This is a genomic window from Pseudomonas soli, from assembly GCF_900110655.1.
Lineage (GTDB): Bacteria > Pseudomonadota > Gammaproteobacteria > Pseudomonadales > Pseudomonadaceae > Aquipseudomonas > Aquipseudomonas soli.
The window spans coordinates 638,657-653,494 of record NZ_FOEQ01000002.1 but is presented as its reverse complement, the minus strand read 5'-3'; the positions used below and the strand labels follow the sequence as shown (position 1 = coordinate 653,494).

Below are 14,838 nucleotides of genomic sequence, written 5' to 3'. Positions count from 1 at the left end.
GGGTGGCTGTTCGCCAAGGTACACCCAGGACGGATTTGTGTTTAACTGTTTGCCTGAAATAAGCGAACACTTGCCATGCACTTCAATCTTGATCGCGCTCTCCCCACGCCCTTGGTCCAGCAGCTGACCGAGCAGTTGCAGGCCTGGATCACTCGGCAGCGCTTGCGCCCGGGTGCACGCCTGCCATCGATCCGCACATTGGCCAAGGCCCAGGCGGTCAGTGCTTCGTGCGTGATCGAAGCCTACGACCGGCTGGTGGCCAGCGGCTGGCTGGAGGCACGGCACGGTGCCGGGTTCTTCGTCGCCGAGCGCAAGCCGGGCCTGCGACCCGATCCCGGCGAGCCGTGGGGCGAGGCGATCGACGGCAGCTGGCGGCAGTTTCGCGAAGGGCACGAGCAACTGCTCAAGCTCGGCTGCGGCTGGCTGCCCGTGGCCTGGCGAGCCGAGGCTGAACTGGCCCAGGCCATCCGCCAGGTCAGCCGTGGCGCGCCCGAAGCACTGTTCGACTACTGCCCGCCCCAAGGCCTGGCGAGCCTGCGCCTGCAACTGCACAAAGGGCTGGCGCGGCTGGATATCGTCGCGGAACCTGAGCGTATCGTCACCACCCAGGGGGCCAGCCATGCCCTCGACCTGCTGGTGCGGACCTTGCTGGCGCCGGGCGACACGGTGTTGGTGGAACGGCCCGGTTACTACAACCTTTACAACCTGCTGCGCCTGCACGGCGTGCGCATGCTCGAGGTACCGCGCACTGCCAGTGGCCCAGATTTGGAAGTACTCGAGCAGTTGCTCGCCGAACACCGGCCGCGCTGCCTGTTCATCAACAGCCTGTACCAGAACCCGACCGGCACCAGCCTGACGCCCAAGGTCGCCTATCGCCTGCTGGAGCTGGCCCGCGGGCATGACCTGCGGATTGTCGAGGATGACCTCTATGCCGACTTCCAGGACGGGCCGGCGGCACGGCTGGCTACCCTCGACAGCGAGCAACGGGTGATCTACCTGGGCAGCTTCTCGAAGACCCTCAGCAGTTCGCTGCGGGTCGGCTATGTGGTGGCCGATCCGCCCCTGGTGGCGCGTCTGGCCGAATTGAAGATGGTCGCGGGCATTGGCACCTCGCGCTTTGCCGAGCAGGTAGTCGGGCAGATGCTCGCCAACGGTAGTTACCGCAAGAGCGTGCAGCGCCTGCGGCTGCGCCTGGGCCAGCACCGGGCGAGGACGCTGGGGCTACTGGAGGCCTGCGGCTGGGAGGTATTTTGCGAACCCGTCGGCGGCATGTTCGTCTGGGGCCGGGTGCCGGGGCGCGACTTCGCCGAACTGGAGCGGCTGGCGCTGGAGCACGCGGTGCTGCTTACCCCGGGCAGTGCCTTCGATCCGCAGGGGCGGGCCAGTGAATGGCTGCGCATCAATGTCGCCTATGGGCAGGATTCGCGGGCCGAGGCGTTCTTCCGGCATGCGGGGCGACCTCTGGCAGTCTGAAAGCGACACGCTCATAGCTAAATGACACCATTGGTGCGTCTGGCTCTTGTGACGGGGTCGGCGCCATTGTCACTCTTGCTGTCGGTAAAGTCCGACAAGGCGAGGGGAATGGTGATGGCGGCGACCAAGCACGGTGTACTGGCCAACCTGGGCATGGCGCGCAAGCTCGGCCTGGGCTTCGCCCTGGTGTTGCTGCTCACCCTGGTGGTGGCCGCCATCGGCGTGTACGCCCTGGCCAATGTCGGCCAGCGCTTCGATGGGCTGCGGCAGATGGCTCAGTTCAATACCGACCTGTTGAAGCTGCGCCAGCACGAACAGGCCTTCGCCCTGCGCTCGGACATCAAGGAGGCCGAGGCCCTGCGCACGGGGCTGCTGGGGCTTGTGGAGCGGGCCCGGGCCGTGCCAGCACTGGCCTCGACCGAGGCCGATCTCAATGCCTATGGGCAAGCTTTCGACCAATTCGTCCAGGCGGTGCAGGCCAAGGAGCTGGCGCTGGACATGGCCAGCTGGTCGGTGTCGAGCGTGGCCAACAACCTCGATGTGCTGCAGGCCGGCCTGGCCGACGATGGCACCTATACCCTCAAGCAGTCCCAGGGTCAGCAGGGCGGTGGGTTCCTGGAACAGGCCGGGCAGGTGGCGCAGGTGTCGCGGCTGATGCTACAGGCCATGGACGAGGCCCGGGTGCGCCTGGAGCAGAGCCGCAAGGGTGGCGAAGCTAGCACCGGGGGGCGCATCGCCCAGACCGTCGAAGCGGCGACCCTGGTGGACCAGCTCAAGGCTTCGGTCGCCGATGCCGGCTACCAGAGCGTGCTGGGCGAAGTGGCCGGGCACATCGGCAGTTTCTCCGAAAAGCTCAATGAGTACACCGACCTGCTGGGCCAGGAGCGGGGCATCAAGGACCAGTTGCAGGCGCGTGCCGAGCAGGTTACCGCGCGTGTCGACCAGGTGTATGCCGATCAGGAGCAGGCCATGCAGGCCGAACTGGCACGCAACGCCGTCGCCATTGTTGCGGCCACGGCGCTGGCGCTGCTGGTAGGCGTGCTGGCGGCCTGGCTGATCACCCGCGCCGTGGTCGCGCCGCTCAAGCGGGTGATCAGCCGGGCCCGGCGCATTGCCGCAGGCGAGCTGGGTATCGAGGCCGAGCCGCCGCGCGCCGACGAGGTCGGCCAGCTGTTGCAGGCCATGCAGCAGATGGCCGAGGGCTTGTCCGGTATCGTCAGTGGCTTGCAGCAAGGTATCGACCAGTTGGCCGGCAGTGCCCAGGCCTTGTCGGCGGTCACCGAGCAGACCAACCGCGAAGTCGGTAGCCAGAAGGACGAGACCGAGCAGGTGGCCACCGCCATGCAGCAGATGACCGCGACCGTGCACGATGTGGCGCGCAACGCCGAGCAGGCAGCCCAGGCGGCCCAGGCAGCCGACGACAAGGTCGGCTCGGGGCAGCAGGTGGTGCGTCAAAGCATGCAGCGCATCGAGCAACTGGCGCAGGCCGCCGAAACCGCCAGCAGCGGCATCGACAGCCTCAGTGCCGAGATCCATACGATCGGTGACGTGCTCGAGGTGATCAAGAGCGTGGCCGAGCAGACCAACCTGCTGGCGCTCAATGCCGCGATCGAGGCGGCGCGGGCCGGGGAGCAGGGGCGCGGATTCGCGGTGGTGGCCGACGAAGTGCGCGCCTTGGCGCGGCGCACCCGGCAGTCCACCGAGGAGATCGAGCGCCTGGTCGCCAGCCTGCGCGGCAATGCCCAGCAGTCGGTGATGCAGATCCGCGGCAGTACCGAACTGGTGCGCCTGGCGGTGGCCGACACGCTGCAGACCGAGAGCGCCCTGGGCAGCATTGCGGCGGCGGTGTCGTTGATCCAGCAGATGAACCAGCAGATCGCCGCGGCGGCCGAGCAGCAGAGCTCGGTGGCCGAGGAGATCAGCCGCAGCGTTACGCAGATTCGCGGTAGTGCCGACCAAGCGGCACTGGCGATGGAGGACAATGCCCGTTCAAGCGTCGAGCTGGCGCAGTTGGGCAATGACTTGAAGGGGATGGTGGGGCATTTCCGCTTGTGATTGCCTGTGCCTGTCTCAGCTCTTGCGCGGGCTGAGTATGAGCAAGGTCAGCACCCCCGCCACGATCCCCCAGAACGCCGAGCCGATCGAGAACAGGGTGAAGCCCGACGCTGTGACCATGAAGGTGATCAGGGCCGCCTCGCGCTCGCGCACCTCGCCCATGGCCACGCTCAAGCCGTTCATGATCGAACCGAACAGCGCCAGCGCCGCGATCGACAGCACCAGCTCCTTGGGCAGGGCACCGAACAGCGCCGCCAGGGTGGCGCCAAAGATGCCGGCGATGCCGTAGAAAATCCCGCACCAGACCGCCGCCGTGTAGCGCTTGGCCGGGTCTTCATGGGCATGCGGCCCAGTGCAGATCGCCGCGCTGATCGCCGCCAGGTTGACCCCGTGGGAGCCAAACGGCGCCAGCAGCAGCGAGGCGAAGCCGGTGGCCGAGATCAGCGGCGAAGCCGGCACCTGGTAGCCGTCAGCGCGTAGCACGGCGACGCCGGGCATGTTCTGCGAGGTCATGGCCACCACGAACAGCGGGATGCCGATGCTGATGGTCGCCGCCAGCGAGAAGCTCGGCGTGGTCCACACCGGGGTTGCGACTTCCAGCTGGAAGCCGCTGAAGTCCAGCAGACCCAGGGCGCCGGACAGCGCGGTGCCAACCAGCAGCGCGGCCAGCACGCAGTAACGCGGCGACAGGCGCTTGACCAGCAGGTAGCTGAAGAACATGCCCAGCACCAGCAGCGTGCGATGTTGAGCGGCAACGAAGATCTCGCTGCCGATCTTGAACAGGATGCCGGCCAGCAGGGCCGAGGCCAGGGAGGCGGGAATGCGCCGCACCAGGCGCTCGAAACTGCCGGTCAGGCCGCAGATCAATACCAGCACGGCGCAGGTGATGTAGGCGCCGATCGCTTCGCCGTAGCTCACCCCGCCAAGGCTGGTGATCAGTAGTGCCGCGCCGGGTGTCGACCAGGCCACGGTGATCGGCGTGCGGTAGCGCAGCGACAGGCCGATGCTGCACACTGCCATGCCGATCGACAGGGCCCAGATCCATGAGGAAATCTGCGCGCTGGTAAGACCGGCCGCCTGGCCAGCCTGGAACATCAGCACCAGCGAACTGGTGTAGCCGGTGAGCATGGCGATGAAGCCGGCGACGATCGCCGACGGCGAGCTGTCCGCCAGCGGCCGCAGGCGCGCTGAGGTGGCATCGGTCATAGGGCATTCCTTGTGCAGGTGTAAGCAGTTTTTTCAGGCTACCGTGCCATGGCGTGATCCTTGCCATACAGCAGGCATTGCATTTAGCCGTACAGTCGCCAACTATGGGCCATTACTACGCAACTGCGTGAGAGGGGAGGGGCGATGTACAAGGTGTATGGGGATTACCAGTCGGGCAACTGCTACAAGGTCAAGCTGATGCTCAGCCTGCTCGACCGCCCGTATGAGTGGCACCCGGTGGATATTCTCAAGGGTGAGACGGAAACGCCCGAGTTCCTGGCCATGAACCCCAACGGCAAGGTGCCGGTGCTCAAGCTCGAGGACGGCACCTGCCTGTGGGAGTCCAACGCGATTCTCAACTACCTGGCCGATGGCAGCGAGTTCCTGCCCAGCGCGCCGCGGCTGCGCACCCAGGTGCTGCAATGGCAGTTCTTCGAACAGTACAGCCATGAGCCCTACATCGCCGTGGCGCGGTTCATCCAGTTCTACCTGGGGCTGCCGCAAGAGCGACTGGAGGAGTACAGGGGGCTGCACAAGGGCGGCTACAAGGCGCTCAAGGTAATGAACAGGCAGCTGGAAATGACGCCTTACCTTGTCGGCGAGCAGTACTCGATCGCCGACGTGGCGTTGTACGCCTATACCCATGTGGCGCATCAGGGCGGTTTCGACCTGGCGCCTTACCCGGCGGTGCAGGCCTGGTTGGCGCGGGTGGCCAGTCATCCTCGGCATGTGCCGATGGTGGATTGACCGGCGTCATCGCGGGGCAAGCCCGCTCCCACGCCAGCCAGCACCCCTGGGAGCAGGCTGGCCCCGCGATGGTGATTTGTCAGACCGCGGCGAAACGCTTGTCCAGGTAAGCAATGATGTCCTTGGACTCGTACATCCAGGTCACCTCGCCTTGTTCCTCGATCCGCAGGCACGGCACTTTCACCCGGCCACCGCCTTCCAGCAGCGCCTGACGATGCTGCGCGTCGTTCTTCGCATCGCGCAGTGCCACCGGGACATTGAGGCGGTGCAGGGTGCGACGAGTCTTCACGCAGAAGGGGCAGGCGTGGAACTGGTACAGCACCAGGCCCTTGGCCTGCTGTTCGACCTGGGCCTGGGCCGCGGCATCGCGCTTCTTTTTTGCCGGGCGGCTGATCCAGTCGCCGAACACGATAAGCTGGCCGAGGCCGACCCGCAGGGCTTTGACGATCATGGGCAACTCCTGAAATGAAAAAGCCGACCCCAGGGGGTCGGCTCGGAACACAGGCCGATCACTTGATCAGGCTGAGGAACTCGCTGCGGGTGGCGGCGTTCTCGCGGAACTCGCCGAGCATCACCGAGGTGAGCATGGTCGAGTTCTGCTTTTCGACACCGCGCATCATCATGCACATGTGCTTGGCCTCGATCACCACCGCCACGCCTGCGGCGCCGGTCACCTGCTGCACGGCCTCGGCGATCTGGCGGCTAAGGTTTTCCTGGATCTGCAGGCGGCGGGCGTACATGTCGACGATCCGCGCCACCTTCGAAAGGCCCAGCACCTTGCCCTTGGGCAGGTAGGCCACATGGGCCTTGCCGATGAACGGCAGCATGTGGTGTTCGCACATCGAATACAGCTCGATATCCCGGACCAGCACCATTTCGCTGTTGTCGGAGGTGAACAACGCGCCGTTGGTCACTTCTTCCAGGGTTTGCTCATAACCGCGGCAAAGGTATTTCATGGCCTTCGCAGCCCGCTTGGGCGTGTCGAGCAGGCCTTCGCGGGAGACATCCTCGCCGATCTGGCTGAGGATCGCGGTGTAGTTCTGTTCCAGGGACATGGATCTACCTGTGGAAAATTTCGCAAAGGCGAAGGGTACGGCGGCGACGGCGGCGCTGCAAGCGCGATGTCACTCGTCGCGCCCTTCGAGCATGGTTCGCTTGAGCATCACGTAGACCGCGCCGGTGCCGCCGTGGCGAGCCTGACAAGAGGTGAAACCGAGCACCTGCGGGTGCTGGCGCAGCCAGGTGTTGACGTGGCTCTTGATCATCGGACGCTTGCCGTCCAGGCGCGCGGCCTTGCCGTGGGTGACCCGCACGCAGCGCACTTCCAGCTTGGTCGCTTCGGCGATGAAGGCCCACAGCGTCTCGCGGGCCTTCTCGACGCTCATGCCGTGCAGGTCGAGGCTGCCCTCGAAGGCGATCTGGCCGAGCTTGAGCTTGCGTAGCTGGCTTTCCTGCACGCCGTCACGCCGCCACATCAGCTCATCCTCGGCGCCGACGTCGATGACGAACTGGTCGGAGAGGCCGTCGATCACCAGCGTCTGGTCGCTGCGGATGGTCGCCGCCTGGCGCAGGCCTGCCAGTTGCTTGCGGTCGGCCTTGGGTTTGCCGACTTCGGCGCGATCGTGCTTGATCGGCTTGACGCCCTGCACTTGGCTGCGGAAGAGGGAAAAGTCGTCGTCTTGCATGGTGCCTCCACGTGGGCGGCGTAGTTTACGCGACTGTCATCGCGGGGCAAGCCTGGCCCCGCTCTCGGCGCGTCAGTCGTGTTTCTTCATCAGGTGCGGCGACAGGTTCAGCTCGCGCCCGCGGCGCAGGCGGATACGGCTGCGCCGCCACAGGCGCACGCCGAAGTACAGCAGCGCCAGCCCGACGACGGTCAGTGTTGCCGACAATGGACGGTTGGCATTGATTTCGGCCAGGGCGGCGTAGTTGCCCAGCAAACCGGCGAAGCCGGCCATGGCCAGCAGGATGCCCAAGGTGGCCAGCAGTACCGAGAGTGCTGCGGCGATGCGCGCGCCCCAGTTGCTCGGCTCACGCTGGCGCAGGCGCTTGGCATCGAAACTGCCTTTGAGCTTCATTCGAATTCCTCAGGATCGGGTGGTGCTGATCCGGATTTCGACCTGCGGGTCATCTTGAGGTTCCGCCCGTCCGCCGGGCGGTCGTGGTTCAGACCAGGCTGGTAGTGGGCGCGACGCAGGCGAAATTGTCGGCCATCACGGCCATCTCGCACTGGTGGATCTGCGCGGCGGGGATCACGGTGTCCTTCAGGGCCAGGTCACGGGTCGCAGAGGCATCTTCGACCAGGGTGCAGCGATAACCATAGTCCTTGGCGCGACGCACCGTGGTGCTGACGCTGGAGTGGCTCATGAAACCGCAGACGATCAGGTCCAGCGGGCCGAAGGCCTGCAGGGTCTCGTGCAGCTTGGTGTTCTTGAAGGCGTTGGGCATGCGTTTCTCGATCACCACCTCACCTTCGCGCGGCTCCAGCCCGGGAATGAACTCGCCCGCCGGGCCCTGCGGATCGAAACGGCCGCCAACGGTACCGAGGTGGCGGACATGGATGATCGGGCGACCGGCCTTGCGGGCGGCGTCGAGCAACCTGGCAATGTTCGCCACGGCCTCGTCCATGCCCGACAGCGCCAGCGGACCGCTCAGGTACTCCTTCTGCGCATCGATGACGATCAGGCTGGCTTGGCTCAGCTTGGCCGGCGGGTAGTCGCGGCCAGTGAGGCGGAACATCGTGGTTGGAACGGACATCAAGGGCTCCTTGGGTAGGGCTTTTGTGTACCTATTCTCCCTTGCCTTGGCGCCAATGTGAATGGTTGACAGCGCAGGCGGCGTGGTTACTGGCTTGTGGCTATCCATTCGGCCATAGGAGCGAACATTTGTGTGGTGTGGGCTGTTAGACTTTCGTCCTGTCAGAAAAGGAGTACCCCGTGATCACATCCCGCCTGCGCACCCTGCGCGACCACATCCGCTGGGCGGTCAGCCGCTTCCATGAGCATGACCTGTTCTTCGGCCATGGCGCCGACAATGCCTGGGACGAAGCCCGCCTGCTGGTGCTCGGTGCGGTGCACCTGCCCTGGGAGGTGGCCGACAGCTATCTGGACTGCGCACTCGAGGATGACGAGCGGGTACGTCTACAGCACTTGCTCAAACGCCGTATCGACGAGCGGGTACCGACCGCCTACCTGCTGGGCGAGGCCTGGTTCTGCGGCATGTCGTTCATTGTCGACGAGCGCGTGCTGGTGCCGCGCTCGCCCATCGGCGAGTTGATCGAAAAGCGCTTCGAGCCCTGGCTGGCCGCCGAGCCTGCGCGCATTCTCGACCTGTGCACCGGTTCCGGCTGCATCGGCATCGTTGCCGCCGATGTGTTCCAGGACGCCGAAGTGGTGCTGGCCGACCTGTCCTTCGACGCATTGGCGGTGGCTAACCAGAACATTGAGCGCCATGGCCTTGAGGAGCGTGTGTACACCGTGCAGGGCGATGGCTTCGCCGGGCTGCCGGGGCAGCGCTTCGACCTGATCCTGTCCAACCCACCGTACGTTGATGCCGAAGACTTCGGCGACATGCCGGCCGAATACCACCATGAGCCCGAATTGGGCCTGGCCTGTGGCAACGATGGCCTGGACCTGGTGCGGCGCATGCTGGCCGAGGCGGCCGACCATCTGACCGACAAAGGCCTGATGATCGTGGAAGTGGGCAACAGCCAGGTGCACGTCGAGTCGCTCTACCCCGAGGTGGACTTCGTCTGGCTGGAGTTCGAGCGCGGTGGGCACGGCGTGTTCATGCTGACGGCCGAACAGTGCCGGCAGCATCAGGAGTTGTTCAAGGCGCGGGTCTGACTGCGCGCCCGTTCCCACAGGATGAATGCAATCTCCGTGGGAGCGGGCTTGCCCCGCGATGGCGATATCAGCGGGTGGCGATCCAGATCAGCAACCCGGCCTGGAACACCGCGAAGGCCACCAGGCAGGTGATGGTAAAGCGCAGGCCGCTGTCTTCGCGGCGGTACTTGGCCACCCGTTCGTCACGCTCGCGCAGCTGCGCTTCCTTCTCCATCAGGTTCTGCTCGGCCTGCTGCAACATCCCGGCGGCCTCGAGGTTGTCCACGCGCTGCACCTTCTCGGTGTTCCAGCCACCCTTGAGCTGGCCCACCGGCGTTTCCACCAGGCGCCCCTTGAGCAGTTGTCCGTCGGTGTATTCCACCTCCAGGCCGACGCCGCGCAGCACGTGGTCGCGGCGCAGGCGAGTGTCTTCGTTCAGCGCGTCCTTGTTGGGCAAGCTCATGCCCTCGACCCGATAGTGCGAGCAGCGCTGCTGCAGCCATTGCACCGCCTGCGCCAGCAAGTAGCGGCCCAGGCCGCGGTTGAGCGGTTCGAGCTGCAGGCCGGCCGGGTCGCCGATGCGCACCGTGCGCGTTTCGTGGTCGACGCGGATGTCCAGATGGTTCTGTTCCTTGCGCACCTTCTGCCCAGGCAGGCGGATTTCCATGCGCAACAGGCTATGGGCCTTGTCGTGGCGCTCCGCGTAGCCGAACTGGACGAAGCGCAGCGGACGCGCGCCGATGTTGCGGTCAGTTGGCAGCGGGGCCAGGCGTAGCAGTTGGAAGTGCTCGGCAGCAAGGTCCGCCCAGGGCAGCGGGGCGCTTTCCGGCGCTTGTTCTTCGGTCGCCTCGGCGGCGGGGGCATCGGTCATCAGGGATTCCTCAGGTGCACGGCGGCCGGGTGCCGGTACCTACAAGGCCCTTGTAGGTATGGGCTTGCCCGCGATCAGGGCGCGTGGGCCCCGAATCACTGCCTTCTCAGCCGCGTTATCGGCAGGCCTGGTCAATACCTGAGGACAGGTATCAGGCCTGTGGCAACCCACGGATGAACAGAACGATGCGCTCCCCCAGCTCACGCGCCAGCGGCAGCTCGGGGTTGCGGTAGCTGTCACGCTGCTGGCTCATGCCCCGGGGGCTGATGCGCAGCACATGGTTCATGCCGTCGATCAGCGCCAGTTGCGCGTCGGGTTTGGCTGCCTTGAGGCGCTCGGCATCGGCTACCTCTACCTGGATGTCGTTACGCCCCTGGACGATCAGCGCGGGCACCTTGAGGCGGGCGAAGGCCGCCGCCGGGTCCTGATGCAGCAAGGTGATCAAGTACGGCTGCACGCTGGGGCGGAACACCTGGCGCAGCGGCGCGGGCACGTCGAGGCTGGTCTGCCCGGCCTGCAAGCGGTCGATCAGCGCCACGCCAGCGGGCAATTGCGCCGGCGGCAGGCGCTGGGCCAGCTGCTCGCGCAGCACGTCTGCCACCGGCCGACCGCTGCCGGCCAGGGTGATCACCGCGCTGGCGCCGGCCTGTTCCGCGGCGAGGCTGGCGATCAGTGCGCCTTCACTGTGGCCGACCAGGATCAGCGGGCCGAAGCGTGGATCCTGCCTGAGTGCGCGGCCCCACGCGACCACGTCGGCGACATAGCGCTCGACGCTGAGGTGACGTTCGTCGGGGGTGGCCGGCTGGCTGGCGGCCACGCCGCGCTTGTCGAAGCGCACGCTGGCAATGTGTTCGCTGGCCAGCAGCAGGGCCAGGCGCTTGAGGTTGTCGATGCGCCCGGCGGCAGGGTTGTTGCCATCGCGGTCGGTAGGGCCGGAGCCGGCGATGATCAGCACCACCGGGGGCGGCGTGGCCTGCTGCGGCAACAGCAGGCTGCCATGCAGCACGCCCTGGCCGGTGTCCAGATCGATGGGGCGTTGCAGCACGGTGGGGGCGGCCTGGGCGAGGCAGGTGCAGAACAGCAGGAGCAGGGCGGCGAGGCGCGACTTCATGGGCGGGGTACTACGTGGGACGTTGCTGATTCGACCTTGGGTCATCGTGAAGGTTCGCGGGCCCCATCGCTGGGCAACCACAGCCACGCGGTTTTCCGTATACTGCCGCTTTCGTTCACTTCAGGCTGATTCGCGGAGCGTCCATGTCCGGCAATACCTACGGCAAGCTGTTCACTGTCACCACCGCTGGCGAAAGCCATGGCCCGGCGTTGGTCGCCATTGTCGACGGCTGCCCGCCTGGCCTGGAAATCTCCCTTGCCGACCTGCAGCACGACCTCGACCGGCGCAAGCCCGGCACCAGCCGGCACACCACCCAGCGCCAGGAGCCGGACGAAGTGGAGATCCTCTCCGGCGTGTTCGAAGGCCGTACCACCGGCTGCTCGATCGGCCTGCTGATTCGCAACACCGACCAGAAGTCCAAGGACTATTCGGCGATCAAGAACCTGTTCCGCCCGGCCCACGCCGATTACACCTACCACCACAAGTACGGCACCCGCGACTACCGTGGCGGTGGCCGCAGCTCGGCGCGCGAAACCGCCATGCGCGTGGCGGCCGGCGCCATTGCCAAGAAGTACCTGGCCACCCAGGGCATCCGCGTGCGCGGCTACATGAGCCAGCTCGGGCCGATCGAGATCCCGTTCAAGACCTGGGAGTCGGTGGAGCAAAACGCCTTCTTCAGCCCCGACCCGGACAAGGTGCCGGAGCTCGAGGCCTACATGGACCAGCTGCGCCGCGACCAGGATTCGGTGGGGGCGAAGATCACCGTGGTCGCCGAAGGCGTGATGCCGGGCCTGGGCGAGCCGATCTTCGACCGCCTCGACGCCGAGTTGGCCCATGCCTTGATGAGCATCAACGCGGTCAAGGGCGTGGAGATCGGCGCCGGTTTCGCCAGTGTCGCCCAGCGCGGCACCGAACACCGTGACGAGATGACGCCCGAGGGCTTCCTCAGCAACAACGCCGGCGGCATCCTCGGCGGCATTTCCTCGGGCCAGCCGATCGTCGCCCACCTGGCGCTCAAGCCGACCTCGAGCATCACCACCCCGGGCCGTTCCATCGACGTCGATGGCAACCCGGTGGAGGTGATCACCAAAGGCCGCCACGACCCTTGCGTCGGCATCCGCGCCACGCCGATCGCCGAGGCGATGATGGCCATCGCCTTGATGGATCACCTGCTGCGCCACCGGGCGCAGAATGCCGAAGTGAGGGTGGGCACCCCGGTACTGGGCCAGCTCTGATCCGCCTGCGCTGGCCCTATCGCCGGCAAGCCGGCTCCCACATGAATACCGCAGGCTTGAGTCCTGCAGCGGACCTGTGGGAGCCGGCTTGCCGGCGATAGGGCAGGAACAGGTCATCACCAAGGGCCGAACGATGTCCTCCATCCCCTACTGGCGTCTCTCCAGCTTCTACCTCTTCTACTTCGCCCTGCTCGGCTCCACCGCGCCGTTCCTGGCCCTGTACTTCGACCACCTGGGCTTCTCCCCGGCGCGCATCGGCGAACTGGTGGCCATCCCCATGCTCATGCGCTGCGTTGCTCCCAACCTGTGGGGCTGGCTCGGTGACCGCAGCGGCCAACGCCTGTTGATCGTGCGCCTGGGCGCGCTGTCGACCCTGGCGACCTTCTCGCTGATCTTCTTCGGCAAGAGCTACGCCTGGCTGGCGCTGGTCATGGCGTTGCACGCCTTCTTCTGGCACGCGGTGCTGCCGCAGTTCGAAGTGATCACCCTGGCCCACCTGCATGGCCAGACCTCGCGTTACAGCCAGGTACGGCTATGGGGCTCGATCGGCTTCATCCTCGCCGTTGTGGGCCTCGGGCGCCTGTTTGAATGGCTGAGCCTGGACATCTACCCGCTGGCGCTGGTGGCGATCATGGCCGGTATCGTCGTCGCCAGCCTCTGGGTGCCCAATGCGCAACCCGTCGAGCAGGCCGAGCAGCGCGGGGCAGGGGGCTTTCTCAGGCAGGTGCGGGCGCCTGGGGTACTGGCCTTCTATGTGTGCGTGGCCCTCATGCAGCTCAGCCATGGGCCGTACTACACCTTCCTTACCCTGCACCTGGAGCACCTGGGCTACAGCCGCGGTGCCATCGGCTTGCTGTGGGCGCTTGGCGTGGTGGCCGAAGTGTTGGTGTTCATGGTCATGAGCCGGATCTTCGCCCGCTGCTCGGTGCGCAAGGTGCTGTTGGCCAGCTTCCTGCTGGCGGCGCTGCGCTGGTTGTTGCTTGGCAACCTGGCGGATATCCCGGCGGTGCTGGTGTTCGCCCAGGTACTGCACGCGGCCACGTTCGGTTGTTTCCATGCCGCGGCCATCGCCTTTGTCCAGGCCAGCTTCGGCGCTCGCCAACAGGGCCAGGGCCAGGCGCTGTATGCGGCGCTGTCAGGCACCGGCGGTGCCCTGGGCGCACTGTACTCGGGCTACAGCTGGAAACTGCTGGGCCCACACTTCACCTTTGGTATGGCTAGCGTCGCGGCGCTCGCGGCAGCCGTTATCATTGCCTTCCGACTCAAAGAAAGCAGGAACCACCCCTGATGAGCATCCTCAGCGTATTCGACCTGTCCAGTCCGGACCTGCCGCACAAGGTGCTGACCCACCACGACGACATCGCCGCGACCCTGGCCGAGCAGGGCGTGCGCTTCGGCCGCTGGCAGTCCGGCGCGCGCCTGCGCCCGGGCAGCAGCCAGGATGAAGTGGTCGCGGCGTGCCGTGGGCCGCTCGACCAACTGATGACCGAGCACGGCAGCGTGGTAGTTGGCGTGGTCAGCCGCGATGGCGCCGACCTGAGCCAGGCCGACCTGCGTGATGAACATGTGCATGACAGCGATGAAGTGTTCGCGATGATCAGCGGGCGTGCACAGGTCAGCCTGCGCCTGGGCGGCGCGGTGTATGCCGTGCTGTGCGAGAAAGATGACGTGCTGCTGGTGCCGGCCGGCACGCATCGCTGGCTGGACCTGGGGGCCAGCCCATTCTGCCTGGCGCTGCGCCTGTTCGGCAGCGAGCAGGGTGTGCAGCCACGCTTCACCGGGGATGCACTGGCGCTGCAATTTGTAGGTTTCGACGAACTCTGAATGAACTCGCGGGGCAGCTTCTGCTCACACCCTCCAAGGGTGAGCAGAAGCTGCCCCGCGAACGGGTTGCGCGCTTAGCGGTAGGTGGGCAGGGCGAAGCGTTGCTGGCTCTGCAGCATGGAAATCACCGGCAGCTCGCTCGCTTGTTCGGCAAGGTCGCGGCGGATGGCGCTGATCGCCCACGACAGTTGCTCGGCGCTGTGCAGTTGCGCATAGGACAGCACCCGGCGAGTCACCACGCCGTCGCTGGCGCGCAGGGTCAGCAACACGCCGCCGTCGGGTCGCGGCTGAGTAGCAACCTGATAGGCGGTGAAGAGCGAGGCGAATTTTTGCTGGATGAGGTCCATATCAACTCCTGACTGTTGTACTGGCAGACTTGAGTTGATGATTGCAGTGACCGTGCCAGCCTTTTGTTAAAATAAAGTCTTTTAAAATCAATATGTTATGTTTGATTTTGCAGATGCCTGCATTGCATTCTGCACGCCCGTGCAT

At 65.8% G+C, this 14,838-nt stretch carries 16 protein-coding genes and 1 pseudogene; 8 read left to right on the top strand and 9 right to left on the bottom strand.

Going from position 1 to position 14,838, the window contains the following annotated elements:
- Positions 1-75 precede the first annotated feature (75 nt).
- The 3 genes and pseudogenes from BMY03_RS07615 (at position 76) to BMY03_RS26930 (ending at position 3,528) form a co-directional block, all read left to right on the top strand.
- Positions 76-1,473, top strand: a complete 1,398-nt coding sequence (locus tag BMY03_RS07615) for an aminotransferase-like domain-containing protein (RefSeq protein ID WP_094010690.1) — start codon at positions 76-78, stop codon at positions 1,471-1,473.
- Between the two features lie 21 nt (positions 1,474-1,494).
- Positions 1,495-2,670: pseudogene (locus BMY03_RS26935) on the top strand (HAMP domain-containing protein); the annotation flags it as partial.
- Positions 2,656-3,528, top strand: a complete 873-nt coding sequence (locus BMY03_RS26930; protein WP_371919249.1) for a methyl-accepting chemotaxis protein — start codon at positions 2,656-2,658, stop codon at positions 3,526-3,528. The pseudogene BMY03_RS26935 and the gene BMY03_RS26930, both read left to right, overlap by 15 nt.
- A gap of 15 nt (positions 3,529-3,543) precedes the next feature.
- On the opposite strand, the gene BMY03_RS07605 is transcribed toward BMY03_RS26930, so the two are convergent.
- Positions 3,544-4,734, bottom strand: coding sequence for a benzoate/H(+) symporter BenE family transporter (locus tag BMY03_RS07605; RefSeq protein ID WP_023631543.1), 1,191 nt, complete (start codon positions 4,732-4,734; stop codon positions 3,544-3,546).
- Positions 4,735-4,878: 144 nt separating this feature from the next.
- On the opposite strand from BMY03_RS07605, the gene BMY03_RS07600 reads away from it, so the two are divergent.
- Positions 4,879-5,481, top strand: a complete 603-nt coding sequence (locus BMY03_RS07600; protein WP_094010689.1) for a glutathione S-transferase family protein — start codon at positions 4,879-4,881, stop codon at positions 5,479-5,481.
- A gap of 79 nt (positions 5,482-5,560) precedes the next feature.
- On the opposite strand, the gene BMY03_RS07595 is transcribed toward BMY03_RS07600, so the two are convergent.
- The 5 genes from BMY03_RS07595 to BMY03_RS07575 form a co-directional block, all read right to left on the bottom strand.
- Complete coding sequence (locus tag BMY03_RS07595) at positions 5,561-5,932, bottom strand: glutaredoxin family protein (protein ID WP_023631545.1); 372 nt, start codon at positions 5,930-5,932, stop codon at positions 5,561-5,563.
- A gap of 58 nt (positions 5,933-5,990) precedes the next feature.
- Positions 5,991-6,536, bottom strand: a complete 546-nt coding sequence (gene folE, locus BMY03_RS07590; RefSeq protein WP_023631546.1) for a GTP cyclohydrolase I FolE — start codon at positions 6,534-6,536, stop codon at positions 5,991-5,993.
- A gap of 69 nt (positions 6,537-6,605) precedes the next feature.
- Positions 6,606-7,166 (bottom strand): Smr/MutS family protein, encoded by a 561-nt coding sequence (locus BMY03_RS07585; RefSeq protein WP_094010688.1) that lies wholly within the window; start codon positions 7,164-7,166, stop codon positions 6,606-6,608.
- 72 nt (positions 7,167-7,238) lie between these two features.
- The gene (locus tag BMY03_RS07580) at positions 7,239-7,559 is read right to left on the bottom strand and encodes a hypothetical protein (protein WP_094010687.1); all 321 of its coding nucleotides are present in this window, start codon (positions 7,557-7,559) and stop codon (positions 7,239-7,241) included.
- Between the two features lie 88 nt (positions 7,560-7,647).
- Positions 7,648-8,238: a cysteine hydrolase family protein gene (locus BMY03_RS07575; RefSeq protein ID WP_031315653.1), complete on the bottom strand. Its 591-nt coding sequence runs from the start codon at positions 8,236-8,238 to the stop codon at positions 7,648-7,650.
- A 179-nt stretch (positions 8,239-8,417) separates the two neighbouring features.
- On the opposite strand from BMY03_RS07575, the gene prmB reads away from it, so the two are divergent.
- Positions 8,418-9,326, top strand: a complete 909-nt coding sequence (prmB, locus tag BMY03_RS07570; protein WP_023631550.1) for a 50S ribosomal protein L3 N(5)-glutamine methyltransferase — start codon at positions 8,418-8,420, stop codon at positions 9,324-9,326.
- Between the two features lie 67 nt (positions 9,327-9,393).
- Here prmB and BMY03_RS07565 read toward each other — a convergent pair whose 3' ends face one another.
- Both BMY03_RS07565 and BMY03_RS07560 read right to left on the bottom strand, forming a co-directional pair.
- Positions 9,394-10,176 (bottom strand): hypothetical protein, encoded by a 783-nt coding sequence (locus BMY03_RS07565; protein WP_094010686.1) that lies wholly within the window; start codon positions 10,174-10,176, stop codon positions 9,394-9,396.
- A 151-nt stretch (positions 10,177-10,327) separates the two neighbouring features.
- Positions 10,328-11,287 carry an alpha/beta hydrolase gene (locus tag BMY03_RS07560; RefSeq protein ID WP_094010685.1) on the bottom strand — a complete coding sequence of 320 codons (960 nt, stop codon included), beginning with the start codon at positions 11,285-11,287 and terminating at the stop codon, positions 10,328-10,330.
- 143 nt (positions 11,288-11,430) lie between these two features.
- On the opposite strand from BMY03_RS07560, the gene aroC reads away from it, so the two are divergent.
- The 3 genes from aroC (at position 11,431) to BMY03_RS07545 (ending at position 14,346) form a co-directional block, all read left to right on the top strand.
- Positions 11,431-12,522: a chorismate synthase gene (gene aroC, locus BMY03_RS07555; protein ID WP_094010684.1), complete on the top strand. Its 1,092-nt coding sequence runs from the start codon at positions 11,431-11,433 to the stop codon at positions 12,520-12,522.
- A 133-nt stretch (positions 12,523-12,655) separates the two neighbouring features.
- Complete coding sequence (locus BMY03_RS07550) at positions 12,656-13,810, top strand: MFS transporter (RefSeq protein WP_094010683.1); 1,155 nt, start codon at positions 12,656-12,658, stop codon at positions 13,808-13,810.
- Positions 13,810-14,346, top strand: a complete 537-nt coding sequence (locus BMY03_RS07545) for an oxidase (RefSeq protein WP_094010682.1) — start codon at positions 13,810-13,812, stop codon at positions 14,344-14,346. Before BMY03_RS07550 ends, BMY03_RS07545 begins: the two co-directional genes overlap by 1 nt.
- A gap of 74 nt (positions 14,347-14,420) precedes the next feature.
- Here the strand turns inward: BMY03_RS07545 and BMY03_RS07540 are convergent, their stop codons facing one another.
- Positions 14,421-14,693, bottom strand: a complete 273-nt coding sequence (locus BMY03_RS07540; protein WP_023632146.1) for a DUF3509 domain-containing protein — start codon at positions 14,691-14,693, stop codon at positions 14,421-14,423.
- Positions 14,694-14,838: the final 145 nt, after the last annotated feature.

Coding starts and splice junctions, on each gene's coding strand:
- BMY03_RS07605 (WP_023631543.1), bottom strand. CDS start 4,734: ATGACCGATGCCACCTCAGCGCGCCTGCGGCCGCTGGCGGACAGCTCG.
- BMY03_RS07600 (WP_094010689.1), top strand. CDS start 4,879: ATGTACAAGGTGTATGGGGATTACCAGTCGGGCAACTGCTACAAGGTC.
- BMY03_RS07560 (WP_094010685.1), bottom strand. CDS start 11,287: ATGAAGTCGCGCCTCGCCGCCCTGCTCCTGCTGTTCTGCACCTGCCTC.
- BMY03_RS07580 (WP_094010687.1), bottom strand. CDS start 7,559: ATGAAGCTCAAAGGCAGTTTCGATGCCAAGCGCCTGCGCCAGCGTGAG.
- BMY03_RS26930 (WP_371919249.1), top strand. CDS start 2,656: ATGCAGCAGATGGCCGAGGGCTTGTCCGGTATCGTCAGTGGCTTGCAG.
- BMY03_RS07565 (WP_094010686.1), bottom strand. CDS start 10,176: ATGACCGATGCCCCCGCCGCCGAGGCGACCGAAGAACAAGCGCCGGAA.
- BMY03_RS07595 (WP_023631545.1), bottom strand. CDS start 5,932: ATGATCGTCAAAGCCCTGCGGGTCGGCCTCGGCCAGCTTATCGTGTTC.
- BMY03_RS07545 (WP_094010682.1), top strand. CDS start 13,810: ATGAGCATCCTCAGCGTATTCGACCTGTCCAGTCCGGACCTGCCGCAC.
- BMY03_RS07615 (WP_094010690.1), top strand. CDS start 76: ATGCACTTCAATCTTGATCGCGCTCTCCCCACGCCCTTGGTCCAGCAG.
- folE (WP_023631546.1), bottom strand. CDS start 6,536: ATGTCCCTGGAACAGAACTACACCGCGATCCTCAGCCAGATCGGCGAG.
- BMY03_RS07550 (WP_094010683.1), top strand. CDS start 12,656: ATGTCCTCCATCCCCTACTGGCGTCTCTCCAGCTTCTACCTCTTCTAC.
- BMY03_RS07540 (WP_023632146.1), bottom strand. CDS start 14,693: ATGGACCTCATCCAGCAAAAATTCGCCTCGCTCTTCACCGCCTATCAG.
- aroC (WP_094010684.1), top strand. CDS start 11,431: ATGTCCGGCAATACCTACGGCAAGCTGTTCACTGTCACCACCGCTGGC.
- BMY03_RS07575 (WP_031315653.1), bottom strand. CDS start 8,238: ATGTCCGTTCCAACCACGATGTTCCGCCTCACTGGCCGCGACTACCCG.
- BMY03_RS07585 (WP_094010688.1), bottom strand. CDS start 7,166: ATGCAAGACGACGACTTTTCCCTCTTCCGCAGCCAAGTGCAGGGCGTC.